Genomic DNA, 14,211 nt, shown 5'->3' with positions numbered 1-14,211 from the left:
GCTCCAGCATGGAATCTGAATCAGAAGTTCACCGACTCGGGAATCCTGATTCCGGCAAAAAACATCACGCTCTAGCGAATCAGTCGTCGCTGTTGCTTCGTTCGGCGTCCCGCGAACGGTCCTTGTGCAGCATTCATCTTGTGCAGCATTCATGGAGAATCACATGAGCGAGATCGGCGTGACGGCTCTGGATCACACCGTCCAGGAAACCAACATCTGGCTGAAGGCCATCGAGCAGCGCCTCGCGCTCTCGAGCCGACAGCAGGCCTACAACGCGCTGCGCGCGGTGCTGCACGTGCTGCGCGACCGCCTGCCGATGGCGACCGCCGTGAACTTCGGCGCGCAGCTGCCGCTGCTCATTCGCGGCATCTACTACGAAGGCTGGCATCACGCGGCGACGCCGACCAAGGACCGCCATCTCGAATATTTCGTCGATGACATCTTCCGTCAGTTGCCGCCACAATTTCCGGTCGATCCGCTCAGGGCCGCACGCGGCATCTTCGAAATTCTCTGGGAGAAGCTCGACCCTGGCGAGTTCGACAAGCTGATGGGTCATTTGCCGGTGCCGTTGCGGAATCTGCGCGAGCCGGCGACCTGAAGGGGAGCAAGCTCCCGAAAGGTGAGAAACAGCTCGCAACTCGCAACCAACGTCCGACCTCAATGGGCAATCTGCCGATACAGCGCGGGCAATGCTGCAGGCAGTCGCCTGATGTTGCCGACGATGCCGTAGCCGCCGCGGCCGAACAGGGTGGGAAAATACGACTGCGCCGACGCATCGATGGTCACGCCGAACACCGCGACGCCGCCGCGCCGCGCCTCCTGCACCGCCTTGCGCGTGTCCTCGATCGCGAAACGTCCCTCATAGTGATCGACGTCGTTCGGCTTGCCGTCGGTCAGCACCAGCAGCAGTCGCTTGCGCTCGGGTCGCTCGGCGAGCTCGCCGGCGGCGTGACGCACCGCCGTGCCGATGCGCGTGTAGTAGCCGGGCCTGAGCGCACCGATACGGCGCTCGACCCGCCCGCTCATCGGCTCGCCGAATGCCTTCACGGTCTCCAGGCGGACCCATGAGTTGCGCCGCGAGGTGAAGGTGAGAATGCTGTGGCTGTCGCCGCAGGCCGACAGCCCATGCGCCAGCACCAGCAGCGCCTCCTTCTCGACGTCGAGCACGCGCACGCCGTCGATCCACGCATCGGTGGACAGGGAGACGTCCACCAGCAGGGTCACCGCAAGATCATGCGCGAGCGGGCGCATCGCCAAGTGCACGCGGTCGATGCCGCCATGGCCGGCATTGAGATCGCTGCGCGCGCGCACCAGCGCGTCGATGTCGAGGTCGTGGCCATCGGCCTGCGCGCGCATCACCTCATGACGCGGCCGCAAGGTCTCGAACCTGCGCCGTACGCTGCGGATGCGCCGACGCATCGCATCGTCCGGAGCCCACGCCTCGCCCGCCTCGGCGGCGTCGCCGGTCACGACGCGGCAATGATCCGGCAGATTGGCTCCGCTGCGATAATTCCATTCGGGATACAGCCGGCCGCTGTCGAGCCGGGCCGTGTCCACCGCCTCGGGCGGCAGGTCGAGATCGAATTTCAGCTTGCTCGCCGGACGCCCCTTGCGCCTGGCGATCGCGAGCTCATCGAGATCGTCGGCGGCCTTGCGGGCATCGTCATCGTCGGTATCGTCGGAAGGGCGATCGACATTGACCATCTCAGCCATCGCCAGGATCTTCTCGAAGCGGTTGAGAATGAATGGATCGCGCTTGGCCGTGTCGTCGCGCTCGCGCCGCGCGAAGCGCTTGCGGGTGTCGGGTGCCCCCTCCTGCTCTGCGGGCGTCTGCGTGTCGTCGTCCTCGCGCGCCGCGGCAACGGCATCGCGGCTCCAGCAATCGCCCCACAGCGGACACGGCAGCATCGGCCGATAACCGGGCGGGGCGGCCTCCGGCAACGCGCCGCCGGCGATGACCGCATTCCACAGCGCGCCCTTGGGCGGCGCGCCGACGCCGAGCAGCGCCATGACGATATGCTCGATCTGCTGCTCGAGCCGAGGCAGCGGCCGCCGCGGCCGCGCCGCAGCCAGCGCTTCGGCGAGTTGCGCATGCGTGCGCGCCAGTCCCGGAAAGCGCGCCAGCACCAGCGAGGTCGTCTCACAGGCCCGGCGCAGCGCCAGCAGATCATGCCGCAGCGGATCGCGCTCCGCGATCGGCTCGACCGCCATGGTCGCGAACCACGCCGCGAGCCAGTGATAGAGCTGTGCATTGAGCGCGCGATCCGGCAGCAAAGCGATGGTCTCCGGCAGGAACACGGTGGCGCCGTCGCGCCCGGCCTGATCGAGGCATTCGTCGCCGAGGCCAATGCGCTGGCGCCAGCCGAGCCGATGGCCCGACTTGCGCGCCCTGGCTCCGGCGACCTGCACGCCGCTCTCGCCGCCCAGCGCGCGGAACATCACGGCGATGCGGCCGCTGATCTCGTTCAGCGCGACGGCCTGATCCGGATGGACCGGATAGCTCGAGGTCGTGCCGACCATGCGGTGCCAGGCGCGGCCGACGGTCTCCTCCAGTTCGAGAAAGTCGAGCATGACTCACCCGATCACGGCACGCGCGACCTCGCGCAAAGCGGCCTTGACGTCGGCGTCATCGGTGAGCGGCTCGATCATCGCGGCGAGCACGGCGTCGGCGACGGGCGTGCCAGCCGCAACCAGGGTTGCGCAATAGACCAGGAGCCGGGTCGAGACGCCCTCCTCCAGGTCATGGCCCTGCAGCGCGCGGAGGCGATGCGCGAGCGCTACCAGCGGCCGAACGCGCTCCGGCGGCAGCCCGCTCTCGGCGGCGACCACCGCGATCTCCTGCTCGGCGGGCAGGAAGCCGAATTCGATGGCGATGAAGCGCTGCCGTGTCGACGGCTTGAGCGCCTTGTGCAGCGACTGATAACCCGGATTGTAGGACACCACGAGCATGAAACCGTCGGGCGCGATCAGCTCCTCGCCGGTACGCTCCAAGGGCAGGATCCGGCGGTCGTCGGTGAGGGGATGCAGCACCACGGTCACATCCTTGCGGGCCTCGACCACCTCGTCGAGATAGCAGATGCCGCCCTCGCGTACCGCGCGGGTCAGCGGGCCGTCGGTCCAGACGGTGTCACCGCCCTTGAGCAGATAGCGTCCGGTGAGATCGGCGGCGGTGAGGTCGTCGTGACAGGCCACCGTGTGCAGCGGCAGTTCCAGCCGCGCCGCCATGTGCGCGACGAAGCGGGTCTTGCCGCAGCCGGTCGGGCCCTTCAGGAGCACCGGCAGGCGATGCCGGAACGCATGCTCGAACAGCGCGCATTCATTGCCGGTCGGCGTGTACGAGGGAAACGACGGGGCGGTATCGATCGCGTGCAGCGCGGCTTTCATGGTCACTCTCCGAATCGGGGGATGCGGGCGGCGGCATCGAGGCCGCCGCCTGCGGGATTTCACTCCGCCGGCTGCAGCGCGCCGGGGATCACGGGCTCCTTGGCGCGGCCGGGCACCAGCACGGCCCAGACGAACATCAGCGCCGCGATCGCCACGAACACACCGGAGCCGAGCCGCACCCAGTAGAACATCGCGAGCTGGTCCTGGACGTCCATGTAGCTCTGACCAAGCACCCGCTGCAGATGCACCTGGACGACGCCGGCGAAGGTCAGCGCGAAGGTCATCGTCATCATCGCGGTGCACATGATCCAGAAGCTCGCCATCGAGAGCCACTGATTGTAGGGCGCACGCTGGCGCAGTTGCGGCACGGCATAGGCCATCACGGCGAGGTTGAGCATCACATAGGCGCCGAAGAAGGCGAGGTGGCCGTGCGCCGCGGTGACCTGGGTGCCGTGGGTGTAGTAGTTCACCGACGACAGCGTGTGCAGGAAACCCCAGACGCCGGCGCCGAGAAAGGCCATCACCGAGCAGCCGACGGACCACAACAGCGCAGCGCGGTTCGGGTGCTTGCGGCCAGCCTTCAAGGTCATCTGCACCGTGAAGATCACCATGGTGAAGAACGGCGCGACCTCGAGGGTGGAGAACAAGGAGCCGATCCACTGCCAGTAGCCGGGGGCGCCGATCCAGTAGAAATGATGGCCGGTGCCGAGGATGCCGGAGAACAGCGCGAGCCCGATGATCACGTAGAGCCACTTCTCGACCACCTCGCGGTCGATGCCGTTGAGCTTGATCATCAGGAAGGCCAGGATAGAGGCCATGATCAGCTCCCAGACCCCCTCGACCCAGAGATGGACGATGTACCACCAGTACATCTTGTCGACGGCGAGATTGGCCGGATTGTAGAAGGCGAACAGGAAGAAGATCGCGACGCCCCACAGACCGAACAGCAGGATGTTGGTCACCGTCGTCTTGCGACCCTTGAGCGCCGTCATGGTGACGTTGAACAGGAACATCAGGCAGACGACGACGATGCCGACCTTGATGATGAAGGGCTGCTCGAGAAACTCGCGGCCCTCATGGTAGTGGAAGAGATAGCCGACGACGGCAGCCCCCGCGGCGCCGAAGAACAACCAGAACTGGATCTTGGCGAGCAGCGGGCTGTAGAGCTCGGTCTCGGTCTCCTCGGGCAGCAGAAAGTAGGTCGCCCCCATGAAGCCGATCAGCGACCACACGATCAGCGCGTTGGTGTGGATCATGCGGACGATGTTGAAGGGCAGCAGGACCGACAGCGTGTTCGGCAGCACGTAGATGGTGCCGGCGAGCAGGCCGAAGATGACCTGGGCGAGGAAGAGCGTCAGCGCGCCGTAGAAATACAGCATCGCGACCTTCTGGGTCTCATATCTCATCGCGGATCTCTCTCATGACGGGGGGGCGGGGTGCCGGCTCAGCCGGCCTTGTTCGGCGGCCAGTCCTGACGCTTGATCGTGTCGGCCCATTGCAGGAAGTCGGCGAGGTCGTTGAGCTCCTGGTCGGACAAATTGAACTGCGGCATCTGCCGGCGGCCGGGAGCGCCGGAGGGCTGCGACTGCATCCAGGATTTCAGCATCTCGCGCGCGGCGGCCGGGTCCTGTCTGCCGCCCCAGCGGTCCCAGACATTGCCGACCTCGGGCGCGAAATAGGCGCCCTCGCCGAGCAGGGTATGGCAATTGATGCAGGAGTTCTTCTCCCAGACGTGCTTGCCGCGTGCGACGCCGTCGGACAGCGTCGACGCATTGGTCGAGGTCGTGACCATGTAGTAGTGGCTGTGCGCTGTGAGTCCGAGGAAGATCGCAAAGAAGAAGGCCGAACCGCCGTAAAAGACGTTCCGCGCGGCCGACTTGGTCAGGCGTTCCGCCATGACACGTCCTTTCCGTTTGGTGAAGTTCGATGGTGTGAAAGCAATCTACCGGCAATGCCGAGGGGCTCTTTGTCGGAGCGCAACGAGCGCGGCGATGGCCGATCAGATGAGCGCGCGGATCGCGACCGCGAGCCCGGCAAGCGCAACGAGAGCCGCCAGCCACGTGGTGAGCAGGCCGCGCCACAGCGCGGGCGCATCGCGCAAGCTGAGAAAATCGAGCACGATCACCCTGCCCTTTGCCAATGCGAGCAGCAGTGCGGCCGCATCGACGAGCCATCGGCTCGGCAGCAGCAGCGACGCCGCAAGCGTCGCAATGGCAAGGGCCAGCAGTTGAAGCCAGGCCCGATCGAGACGGTCACGGAACATGGCTCAACCGACCAGATAGAGGACCGGAAACATGACGATCCAAACCAGGTCGACCATGTGCCAGAAGGCGGTCCCGGTCTCGACGCCATTGGCGGTGGCGCTGCGGCCGACGACGGCCAGGATGACGATGCCGAGCAGAACATGCAGGAGGTGAAAGCCCGTCAGTAGGAAGTAGAGCGTGAAGAACGGTGATGTCTCCATGCCCGCGCCAGCGGCGATCTCGCCGCCATATTCCGTCAGCTTGACGGCGATGAAAACGGCACCCAGCAACACGGCGAGCCCGAGCCAGCGTCGGGCGCTCCCGGTCGAGGCGTGCCGCACAGAAGCAGCAGCTCGCGCGGCGGCCCAGCCGCTGGTGACCAGCACGGCCGTGTTCACAGCGGCCAGGCGGCTATCGAGCATCGCCTGCCCGACCGCGAACACGACGGGGTTGAGGGCCCGCGCCACCACGAAACCGCCCAGCAGGAGGCCGAAGGCGACGAGCTCGCTGAGGATCAGCACCCACATCATGGCGTCGCCGGGCAGACCATCCAGCACGCCCCAACGTTCCTCCTGCTCCGGCTCACAAGCGAGCGCCGACATCCCTGCCTCCGAGTTGAACGTCGAGAGGCTAGTCGGACCGTCAGTTGGACTCTTTGTCGGCGCGCAAACAGCGGACCGGCGAGGCACGCTAAGAGCCGGCATCGTCAGGAGCAGATCCCATGACCGAAGCGCAGCTCGGCCTCCTCACCGCGACGCCGATCATCATCGTCTTTGCCGGCGCGCTGTGGCGCATGGGCGTGCTGTCGACCACGGGGACGGTGTCCGCGGTCGCGCTCTCCGTCGCGATCGCCTTGGTCCTGTTCACCACGCAATAGCCCGCCTGGAACCTTTGCCGTCCTCGCACGTCAGTTCGTGCGGAGGTGCCGCATGGACGACAAGCGATTCGCAGAGCTGCTCGGAAACGCCGCCATCGGCGTCTGGGGCGACATGCCGCGCGACATCCAGGAGGCGCTGTTCGAGACGGCGATGCGCGGTCACGACGATCTGAGGCACGAGCTCGCCAAGCTGCTTCACGACCGGCATCCGCGTACGCAACATCCGCCGCGTCCGGCTTGAGCGGTCTCAATCGGGATGATCATCAGCCCGGAACTGTGACGGCTCGTCGTAACCCTTGCGGCTTGCTGTAGAACAACAGCACCATCAGCCCAATTCCCACGATGAGCGAAAACACCACGCCGAGCGTGAGCGCGATCCAGCCCTCGGTCGGCATCGGATCGCCGGGCAAGGTCATGCCCTGATAGGCGAAGACGACGGCTGCCGCGAGAATCAGCAGCAATGCGACGATGATGGTGATGGGTCCTGCACGCATGGCGGTCGCACTCCTGACACGAGAACAGGACGCGACCACGATCGTTCCTGGACGGGTGCGGTAACGGCGCACGGCGGCAGTTCCGAAATTTGAGGACGGCGTCCCCACCTTCTCGCTGCGCCGCCGAAAGCATCGCGCTGCATCCAATCGCGGCATCATCTGCTCAAAGGATGACGCGCGCTCCACCGCGCCTTGCCGCGCGCCGCATGGCTGCTCTCGCGGCGGATCGCTAGGCGTCGGGGAACTTAGCTGATAACCATACCGGCTCCCTATCGGCAGCAGAGGACAAGGACCGGAGATGGACAACCGCAGCGAGATCTGGCGCGGCGTCGACGCGATCAAGACCCGTTTCATCGAGCTCAGCGACCGGGTGTGGGGCATGCCCGAGGTCTGCTACACCGAGGCCCGCTCGTCCGCCGAACACCTCGCCGAGTTGAAGCACCAGGGTTTTCGGATCATCGAAAAGGTCGCGGGCATCCCGACCGCGCTGATGGGCGAATGGGGCGAAGGCGGTCCGGTCATCGCGTTCATGGGCGAATACGACGCCCTGCCCGGCCTCAGCCAGGAGGCCGGCGTCGCCGAGCATCGTCCGATCGAGACCGGCGGCCATGGCCATGGCTGCGGCCACAATCTCCTGGGCTCGGCGGCGCTGCTCGCGGCAACCGCCGTGAAGGACTGGCTCGCCGCCAACAAGGTTCCGGGACGCGTGCGCTACTACGGCTGCCCTGCCGAGGAAGGCGGCGCCGCAAAGGCCTTCATGGTGCGCTCAGGCGCGTTCGAGGATGCCGACATCGCGATCACCTGGCATCCGTCGAGCTTCTGGGAAGTGGTGATGACGCCCTCTCTCGCCAACACGCGCGCGGACTTCATCTTCACCGGACGCACCTCGCATGCGGCCGCCTCGCCGCATCTCGGCCGCAGCGCGCTCGACGCGGTGGAGCTGATGAATGTCGGCGTCAACTACATGCGCGAGCACATGCCGAGCGACGCCCGCGTGCATTACGCGCTGCTCGACACCGGCGGCATTGCGCCCAACGTCGTGCAGGCGCATGCGCGCGTCCGCTACTCGATCCGCGCGCGCGACCTGCCCGGCATGAACGAGTTGGTCGGGCGCGTGCACAAGATCGCGCAAGGTGCCGCGATGATGACCGAGACCCGGGTCGAGATGAAGATCATCTCGGCGGTCTCCAACATCCTGCCCAACACGCCGCTCGAAGAGGCGTTGCACGGGATCATGGAGGAGCTCGGGCCGCCGCATTTCGACGCGAGCGACAAGGATTTTGCCGGTCAGATCCAGGCGACCCTGACCGACAAGGACATCGAATCCGTCTACTACAGCATCGGCATGGACCCGACCGACAAGCCGCTGGCCGACTTCCTTGTGCCGCTGAACGCCAAGCGCAATCCGCAGATCGGCTCGACCGATGTCGGCGACGTCAGCTGGGTGGTGCCAACGGTGCAGGTGCACGCGCCGACGGTGGCGATCGGCACGCCGTTCCACACCTGGCAGGTCGTTGCGCAAGGCAAGACGCCGGCCGCGCACAAGGCGATGGTGCAGGCCGCCAAGGCGATGGCCGGTCTCGGCATCAAGGCGCTCAATGAACCGGCGCTGATCGCAGCCGCCAAGGCCGACCTGAAGAAGCGGACGCTGCGCACGCCCTATGTCAGCCCGCTGCCCGCCGAGGTCGAGCCGCCGCTGACCATGTCGGTCGTTTGAGAGATACACTGGGGGGGGGAAACACAATGGCGAAAACAGCGACAAGGAAGAAGCCGGAGGCCAAGACCGCCAAGCCGGCTCCGAAGCGCGTGGCCACGCGCGCCACGGCCAACAGGAAGCCCGCAAAGGCGAAGCCGCAGGCCAGACCACAGGCGAGGGCCGCCGCGCCGAAGCCGCGGCTGCCGAGAGGACCGGTCTGGCAGTGGTCGGCGCTCGACACCGCCGCTGCGATCCGCTCGGGCGCGGTCTCCTCGGTCGAGGTGACCGAGGCGCACATCGCGCGCATGCATGAGGTCAATCCGAAGCTGAATGCGGTCGTCGTCGATCTGTCCGAAGACGCATTGAAAGCTGCGCGCACCGCGGACAAGGCGCGCAACAAGGACGGCCTGCTGCATGGCGTGCCCGTCACCATCAAGGAGAACGTCGACTACCAGGGACGGCCAAACCCCAACGGCGTTCCGGCGCAGATGGGAATCATCGCGCCGTCGGACGCGCCCGTCGTGCGCAACCTCAAGAACGCGGGCGCGATCGTGCTCGGCCTCACCAACACGCCGGAATTCTCATTCCGCGGCTTCACCGACAACCCGCTGCACGGACTGACCTTGAACCCGTGGGATCCCGAGATCACCTGCGGCGGCTCGTCGGGCGGCGCTGGAGCTGCGGTCGCCGCCGGTATCGGCACCATCGCGCATGGCAACGACATCGGCGGCTCGCTGCGCTGGCCGGCGCATTGCAACGGCGTTGTCACGATCAAGCCGACGCAGGGGCGCATCCCGGCCTACAACGAAAGCGCCGCGGCCGAGCGGCCGATGCTGGCGCATCTGATGTCGTCGCAGGGCCCGCTGGCGCGTAGCGTCGCCGACGTCAGGCTGGCGCTGGAGGTGATGAGCCGGCGCGATCCGCGCGATCCCTGGTGGGTGCCGGCCCCGCTCGAGGGCGAGAAGCCCAAGCGGCCGATCAAGGTCGCGCTCGCCAAGATCCCCGATGACATGGACGTCGATCCTTCGGTGCAGGCCGCGCTGCGGCAGGCCGCCGATCATCTGGAACGCTCCGGCTACCGGGTCAGCGAGGTCGAGGTCCCCGACATCTCCGGCGTCTGGCAGACCTGGTGCGACGTCATCACCACCGAGGTGGTCGTGATGCAGGAGGCCAAGATGCTGGCCGTCACCTCGGAAGACTTCCACAAGGCGTGGGGCGGGATGCGGGCCAAGGCCGAGATCCTCGACCTCGCGGGCTGGATGAACGCGACGGCGCAGCGCTCCACCCATATCCGCGCCTGGCAGCTGTTCTTCGAGGATTATCCGGTGGTGCTGGCGCCGACGACGGTCAAGCCGACGCCGGGCCCGCGCGAGGACACGGTAAGCCCGGAGCGCGTGCGCGAAATCTTCTTCAACGAGATCCGCTTCATCTCGGCCATCAACGTGCTCGGGCTGCCCGGCGCGGTGGTGCCGGTGGCGGTTCACAATGGCCAGCCGATCGGCGTGCAGCTGATCGCCGGCCGCTATCGCGAGGATCTCGCGCTCGATGCCGCCGCGGCGATCGAGATGCGTGCGGGCATGCTGGTGCGGCAGCTCTGGGAGCGGATGGCTTAGTCTCGCGACGGCCCGAGAACCCCGGCTCTCGGGCCGTCATGTTTCCGACATCGCTTCAGCCTCGATTGTCGAAAGTCGAACACTGACGCCCATCGCGTTTGCCCGAGGGGCCCCTCGGGTTGACGGGACGTCGCCGACCTGTCTATTTTGATGTATACGAATGAATATAGCACGGCATCGGTACGGGCGCTGCGCCGGAACGGGACTTGCAATTCACCGAAGCGAACCCGTCTCTGCGATATGAACGAGGACAATTGTGATGAGATCGATGCGCTTCGTCGCCGCTGCCCTGTGCGCGGCTGCCGCTCTCCTGACTGGCGCAAATGCGTTCGCCGGGAGCGCCAACATCGCCGTGGCCGCCAACTTCACCGAGCCGGCCAAGGAGATCGCCGGTCTGTTCAAGGCCAAGACGGGACACGAATTGGTGCTGAGCTTCGGCGCGTCCGGACAATTCTACACCCAGATCAAGGAGAACGCGCCGTTCGCGATCCTGCTCTCCGCCGACGACGAACGGCCGAAGAAGCTGGTCGACGAGGGCCTCGGCGTCGCCGAGAGCCGTTTCACCTACGCGATCGGCAAGCTCGTGCTGTGGAGCAAGGACCCGAACGCGGTGAAAGGCGAGGAAACGCTGAAGGCGAACGCGTTCAACAAGCTGTCGATCGCCAATCCCGCCGCCGCGCCCTATGGCGCGGCTGCAGTGGAGACGCTGAAGGCGCTCAATCTCTATGAGACAATCAAGCCCAAGATCGTGCAGGGCAACACGATCTCGCAGGCGTTCCAGTTCGTCGATACCGGCAATGCCGAGGTCGGCTTCGTCGCACTGTCGCAGCTGATGCCGAATGCGGGCGGCTCGCGCTGGCTGGTGCCGCAGAACCTCTACAGCGAGATCCGTCAGGATGCCGTGCTGCTGAAGGCATCCGCCGGCAACGAGGCGGCGACCGCGTTCCTGACCTTCCTCAAGACTCCGGAAGCCCGTGCGGTCATCGAGAAGTTCGGCTATGCTCGGGACCCGAAGTCCGGCAGCTGAGCGCTCACGTCGATGAACTTCCAAGGATGAACTTGCACGTCTCGGCCGATATCTGGCAACCGGTCAGTCTGACCCTCGAATTGGCAGCGATCACGACCGTCATTCTGATGATCGTGGGAACACCGATCGCATGGTGGCTGGCGCGGTCGCAGGCGTGGTGGAAGGAGGCGGTCGCAGCCCTGGTGGCGATTCCGCTGGTGCTGCCGCCGACCGTGCTCGGCTTCTATCTGCTGGTCGCGCTCGGCCCGAGCGGTCCGGGCGGAGCGCTGGCTTCCTTGTGGGGCGCACGCACCCTCGCCTTCACTTTCCCAGGCCTCGTGATCGGCTCGGTGCTGTTCTCGATGCCGTTCGTGGTGCAGCCGATCCGCAACGCCTTCGAGGCCATGGGCGAGAAGCCCCTGGAAGCAGCCGCCACGCTGCGGGCCACGCCCTGGCGCGCGTTCTGGACGATCGCCGTGCCGCTGGCGAGCCCCGGCTTCCTCACCGGCGCGATCCTCGGCTTTGCCCACACCGTCGGCGAGTTCGGCGTCGTGCTGATGATCGGCGGCAACATTCCCGGCAGGACAAAGGTGCTGTCGGTCGCGATCTACGACTACGTCGAGACCTCGCAATGGACCGAAGCCTCGGTGCTGGCGCTCGGCATGGTCGTGTTCTCGTTCGGCGTCATTCTGACGATGATGCTGATCGAGAAAAAAATGACGCGACGCGCGTCATGAGCACCGTCAAGGTCGATTTCTGCGGTACGCTCGGGCGCTTCGAGCTGAACGCGCGTTTCGAGGTGCCGGCGCGCGGCGTCACCGCGATCTTCGGCCCGTCCGGCTGCGGCAAGACCGCCGTCATGCGCAGCATCGCCGGCCTCAACCGCCTGGACGGACGATGCTCCGTCGCCGGCGACGTCTGGCAGGACGAGAAGACCTTCCGCCCGGTGCACCGGCGCCCGATCGGCTACGTCTTTCAGGAAGCCAATCTGTTCCCGCACCTCTCCGTCCGCCGCAACCTGATGTACGGGCATCCCGGCCCGTCCGGCCCCACCGCCATCGGCTTCGATGAGGTGGTGTCGCTGCTCGGCATTGCCAAGCTGCTGGAGCGCTCGCCGCGCCATCTGTCCGGCGGCGAGCGGCAGCGCGTGGCGATCGGCCGCGCTCTGCTCAGCCAGCCGAAGCTGCTGCTGATGGACGAGCCGCTGTCGGCGCTCGACCAGATCACCAAGGACGAGATCCTGCCCTATCTGGAGCGGCTGCATGCCGCGCTCGACCTGCCGATCCTCTACATCAGCCACGATATCGCGGAGGTCGAGCGGCTCGCCGATCAGCTGGTGCTGATGCGCAATGGCAGCGTCCTGGCTTCAGGTCCGCTGTCCGTGCTCCAAGCCGACCTGACACTGCCGCTCGCGCTCTCCCGCGATGCAGCGGTCAGTCTCGACGCCACCGTTCTGAAGCACGACGCCATCGACGGCATGGTGACGCTTGCGGTGCCGGGCGGGCATTTCGTGCTGCCGGCCGAGCCGCTTGCGTCGGGAACACGCCGCCGCCTGCGCGTGCTGGCCGATGACGTCAGCCTCGCCTTGGAAACGCCGAGCCGCAGCACCATCGTCAACGTGCTACGCGCGAAGATCCTGGAAATCCGCAGCCAATCGGACCACCGCGTCACCGCCCTGCTCGGCCTCGGCGAGGACGGCCAGGGTGCACGATTGCTGTCGCGGGTCACCCAACGCTCGTGGAACGAGCTCGGCCTGCAGGCAGGGCTTGCCGTCTACGCCCAGGTCAAGGGCGTCGCGCTGGTGCGCCGCGAAGAGCCCATCGCCTGATCGGCACGCGCCGACCTGCCCCACCATCACGACATGTTGTATAAGCGACAATATAGCATCAGATGTTATATCCCAAACAATACAGCTTTGCATCAGACGAACCGAGGCCTGCCTGCTTTTCCTCAATGCAATGAACATGTTGATCGGCGCGCAACGATCTGGCCCGCGGCTTGCTCATTCGATCTCGCAACACGAGGTCATCAGCATGAAAGCCGCCGCCGTCACTTGGCATCCGAACGCGCCCAAGCCGCTCGCGCTGGTGCTGGGCACCAACGAGATCGCCTCCGCGATCGCGGCCAAGCTCAACCATGAGCGCTTCGCGCTCGTCCTCTGTCACGACGCCTTTCCGCCGGTGATCCGACGCGGCATGGCCTTCCACGACGTCCTGTATGGCGAGGCCTGCGACATCGACGGCGTGGTCGGCTGCCGGGCCGAGGGCATCGCGGACGTCGTGCGCATTCATCGCGAGCCCAGCCAGGTCGCCGTCACCGGGATGCATCTCACCGACATCATCGCGTTCCGCTATCCCGCGGTCATCGTCGACGCACGGATGCAGAAGCATCTGGCCACGCCGGATCTGCGCGGCGTTGCCGGCATCGCCGTCGGCATCGGACCGCGCTTTGCGGTCGGGCACAATTGCGACATCGCGATCGAGACGCATCCTTGCGACACCGGCGCGATCGTGGCGCACGGCACCACGCGCGACGCGGACGGCAAGGCGCGTGCGCTCGGCGGCGCCGGCCGCGAGCGCTTCGTCTATTCCAATCAGGACGCCGTCTGGCATACGCCGCTCGACATCGGCACCCGCGTCTACAAGGGACTGCAGCTCGGCTCGCTCGGCGGCACGCCGGTGCTGGCGCCGCTCGACGGCGCACTGCGCGGCATCGCCCGCGACGGATTGCGCGTGCCGGCCAACGTCAAGCTGCTGGAGATCGATCCGCGCGGCCGCCAAGCGGCATGGACCGGCATGGACGACCGCGGGCGATCGATCGCCGCGAGCGTCGTCTCGGCGGTCCACGCGATCGTGCAAACCGGTCGGAAGGCGGGCCGCGTCTCCGCCAACGTGTGAG

At 66.4% G+C, this 14,211-nt stretch carries 15 protein-coding genes and 1 pseudogene; 9 read left to right on the top strand and 7 right to left on the bottom strand.

Annotated features, from left to right (window positions below; translation table 11 throughout):
* The first annotated feature begins 163 nt into the window (after nt 1-163).
* On the top strand, nt 164-598 hold the full coding sequence (locus tag QW868_RS18135; RefSeq protein ID WP_315738506.1) for a DUF2267 domain-containing protein: 435 nt from the start codon (nt 164-166) through the stop codon (nt 596-598).
* Between the two features lie 59 nt (nt 599-657).
* On the opposite strand, the gene QW868_RS18130 is transcribed toward QW868_RS18135, so the two are convergent.
* The 6 genes from QW868_RS18130 to QW868_RS18105 all read right to left on the bottom strand — a co-directional run bounded on the left by QW868_RS18130 (nt 658) and on the right by QW868_RS18105 (nt 6,229).
* The gene (locus QW868_RS18130) at nt 658-2,571 is read right to left on the bottom strand and encodes a nitric oxide reductase activation protein NorD (protein WP_316231106.1); all 1,914 of its coding nucleotides are present in this window, start codon (nt 2,569-2,571) and stop codon (nt 658-660) included.
* A gap of 3 nt (nt 2,572-2,574) precedes the next feature.
* Nucleotides 2,575-3,384, bottom strand: coding sequence for a CbbQ/NirQ/NorQ/GpvN family protein (locus tag QW868_RS18125; protein WP_315755402.1), 810 nt, complete (start codon nt 3,382-3,384; stop codon nt 2,575-2,577).
* 59 nt (nt 3,385-3,443) lie between these two features.
* Nucleotides 3,444-4,790, bottom strand: coding sequence for a cbb3-type cytochrome c oxidase subunit I (locus tag QW868_RS18120; RefSeq protein ID WP_315755401.1), 1,347 nt, complete (start codon nt 4,788-4,790; stop codon nt 3,444-3,446).
* Nucleotides 4,791-4,828: 38 nt separating this feature from the next.
* Nucleotides 4,829-5,281, bottom strand: coding sequence for a cytochrome c (locus QW868_RS18115; RefSeq protein WP_315738510.1), 453 nt, complete (start codon nt 5,279-5,281; stop codon nt 4,829-4,831).
* A 102-nt stretch (nt 5,282-5,383) separates the two neighbouring features.
* Complete coding sequence (locus QW868_RS18110) at nt 5,384-5,647, bottom strand: cytochrome C oxidase subunit IV family protein (protein ID WP_316231105.1); 264 nt, start codon at nt 5,645-5,647, stop codon at nt 5,384-5,386.
* 3 nt (nt 5,648-5,650) lie between these two features.
* Nucleotides 5,651-6,229 carry a cytochrome c oxidase subunit 3 family protein gene (locus tag QW868_RS18105; RefSeq protein ID WP_315776023.1) on the bottom strand — a complete coding sequence of 193 codons (579 nt, stop codon included), beginning with the start codon at nt 6,227-6,229 and terminating at the stop codon, nt 5,651-5,653.
* A 119-nt stretch (nt 6,230-6,348) separates the two neighbouring features.
* On the opposite strand from QW868_RS18105, the gene QW868_RS18100 reads away from it, so the two are divergent.
* A complete protein-coding gene (locus QW868_RS18100) occupies nt 6,349-6,504 on the top strand; it encodes a hypothetical protein (protein WP_315738513.1) in 156 nt (51 codons plus the stop codon).
* 52 nt (nt 6,505-6,556) lie between these two features.
* On the top strand, nt 6,557-6,745 hold the full coding sequence (locus QW868_RS18095) for a hypothetical protein (RefSeq protein ID WP_315738514.1): 189 nt from the start codon (nt 6,557-6,559) through the stop codon (nt 6,743-6,745).
* A 6-nt stretch (nt 6,746-6,751) separates the two neighbouring features.
* Here QW868_RS18095 and QW868_RS18090 read toward each other — a convergent pair.
* Nucleotides 6,752-6,998: pseudogene (locus QW868_RS18090) on the bottom strand (hypothetical protein).
* 298 nt (nt 6,999-7,296) lie between these two features.
* On the opposite strand from QW868_RS18090, the gene QW868_RS18085 reads away from it, so the two are divergent.
* From QW868_RS18085 to QW868_RS18060, 6 genes are all read left to right on the top strand, one after another.
* Nucleotides 7,297-8,715: a M20 family metallopeptidase gene (locus tag QW868_RS18085; RefSeq protein ID WP_316231104.1), complete on the top strand. Its 1,419-nt coding sequence runs from the start codon at nt 7,297-7,299 to the stop codon at nt 8,713-8,715.
* Between the two features lie 26 nt (nt 8,716-8,741).
* Nucleotides 8,742-10,307: an amidase family protein gene (locus tag QW868_RS18080; RefSeq protein WP_316231103.1), complete on the top strand. Its 1,566-nt coding sequence runs from the start codon at nt 8,742-8,744 to the stop codon at nt 10,305-10,307.
* A 259-nt stretch (nt 10,308-10,566) separates the two neighbouring features.
* Complete coding sequence (gene modA, locus QW868_RS18075) at nt 10,567-11,334, top strand: molybdate ABC transporter substrate-binding protein (RefSeq protein ID WP_316231102.1); 768 nt, start codon at nt 10,567-10,569, stop codon at nt 11,332-11,334.
* A 26-nt stretch (nt 11,335-11,360) separates the two neighbouring features.
* Complete coding sequence (gene modB / locus QW868_RS18070; RefSeq protein WP_316171718.1) at nt 11,361-12,050, top strand: molybdate ABC transporter permease subunit; 690 nt, start codon at nt 11,361-11,363, stop codon at nt 12,048-12,050.
* Complete coding sequence (modC, locus tag QW868_RS18065; RefSeq protein WP_316231101.1) at nt 12,047-13,141, top strand: molybdenum ABC transporter ATP-binding protein; 1,095 nt, start codon at nt 12,047-12,049, stop codon at nt 13,139-13,141. Before modB ends, modC begins: the two co-directional genes overlap by 4 nt.
* Nucleotides 13,142-13,346: 205 nt before the next feature.
* Entirely contained in the window at nt 13,347-14,210 is an 864-nt protein-coding gene (locus QW868_RS18060; RefSeq protein WP_316231100.1) for a xanthine dehydrogenase, read from the top strand.
* Nucleotide 14,211 lies beyond the last annotated feature (1 nt).

This window comes from Bradyrhizobium sp. SZCCHNR1051, from assembly GCF_032489615.1.
GTDB lineage: Bacteria > Pseudomonadota > Alphaproteobacteria > Rhizobiales > Xanthobacteraceae > Bradyrhizobium.
This window is presented reverse-complemented; position numbering and strand designations above follow the sequence as displayed.

Bases quoted from the DNA above. Each gene is read 5' to 3' on its own strand.
- QW868_RS18135 (WP_315738506.1), top strand. From the start codon at position 164: ATGAGCGAGATCGGCGTGACGGCTCTGGATCACACCGTCCAGGAAACC.
- QW868_RS18130 (WP_316231106.1), bottom strand. From the start codon at position 2,571: ATGCTCGACTTTCTCGAACTGGAGGAGACCGTCGGCCGCGCCTGGCAC.
- QW868_RS18125 (WP_315755402.1), bottom strand. From the start codon at position 3,384: ATGAAAGCCGCGCTGCACGCGATCGATACCGCCCCGTCGTTTCCCTCG.
- QW868_RS18120 (WP_315755401.1), bottom strand. From the start codon at position 4,790: ATGAGATATGAGACCCAGAAGGTCGCGATGCTGTATTTCTACGGCGCG.
- QW868_RS18115 (WP_315738510.1), bottom strand. From the start codon at position 5,281: ATGGCGGAACGCCTGACCAAGTCGGCCGCGCGGAACGTCTTTTACGGC.
- QW868_RS18110 (WP_316231105.1), bottom strand. From the start codon at position 5,647: ATGTTCCGTGACCGTCTCGATCGGGCCTGGCTTCAACTGCTGGCCCTT.
- QW868_RS18105 (WP_315776023.1), bottom strand. From the start codon at position 6,229: ATGTCGGCGCTCGCTTGTGAGCCGGAGCAGGAGGAACGTTGGGGCGTG.
- QW868_RS18100 (WP_315738513.1), top strand. From the start codon at position 6,349: ATGACCGAAGCGCAGCTCGGCCTCCTCACCGCGACGCCGATCATCATC.
- QW868_RS18095 (WP_315738514.1), top strand. From the start codon at position 6,557: ATGGACGACAAGCGATTCGCAGAGCTGCTCGGAAACGCCGCCATCGGC.
- QW868_RS18085 (WP_316231104.1), top strand. From the start codon at position 7,297: ATGGACAACCGCAGCGAGATCTGGCGCGGCGTCGACGCGATCAAGACC.
- QW868_RS18080 (WP_316231103.1), top strand. From the start codon at position 8,742: ATGGCGAAAACAGCGACAAGGAAGAAGCCGGAGGCCAAGACCGCCAAG.
- modA (WP_316231102.1), top strand. From the start codon at position 10,567: ATGAGATCGATGCGCTTCGTCGCCGCTGCCCTGTGCGCGGCTGCCGCT.
- modB (WP_316171718.1), top strand. From the start codon at position 11,361: ATGAACTTGCACGTCTCGGCCGATATCTGGCAACCGGTCAGTCTGACC.
- modC (WP_316231101.1), top strand. From the start codon at position 12,047: ATGAGCACCGTCAAGGTCGATTTCTGCGGTACGCTCGGGCGCTTCGAG.
- QW868_RS18060 (WP_316231100.1), top strand. From the start codon at position 13,347: ATGAAAGCCGCCGCCGTCACTTGGCATCCGAACGCGCCCAAGCCGCTC.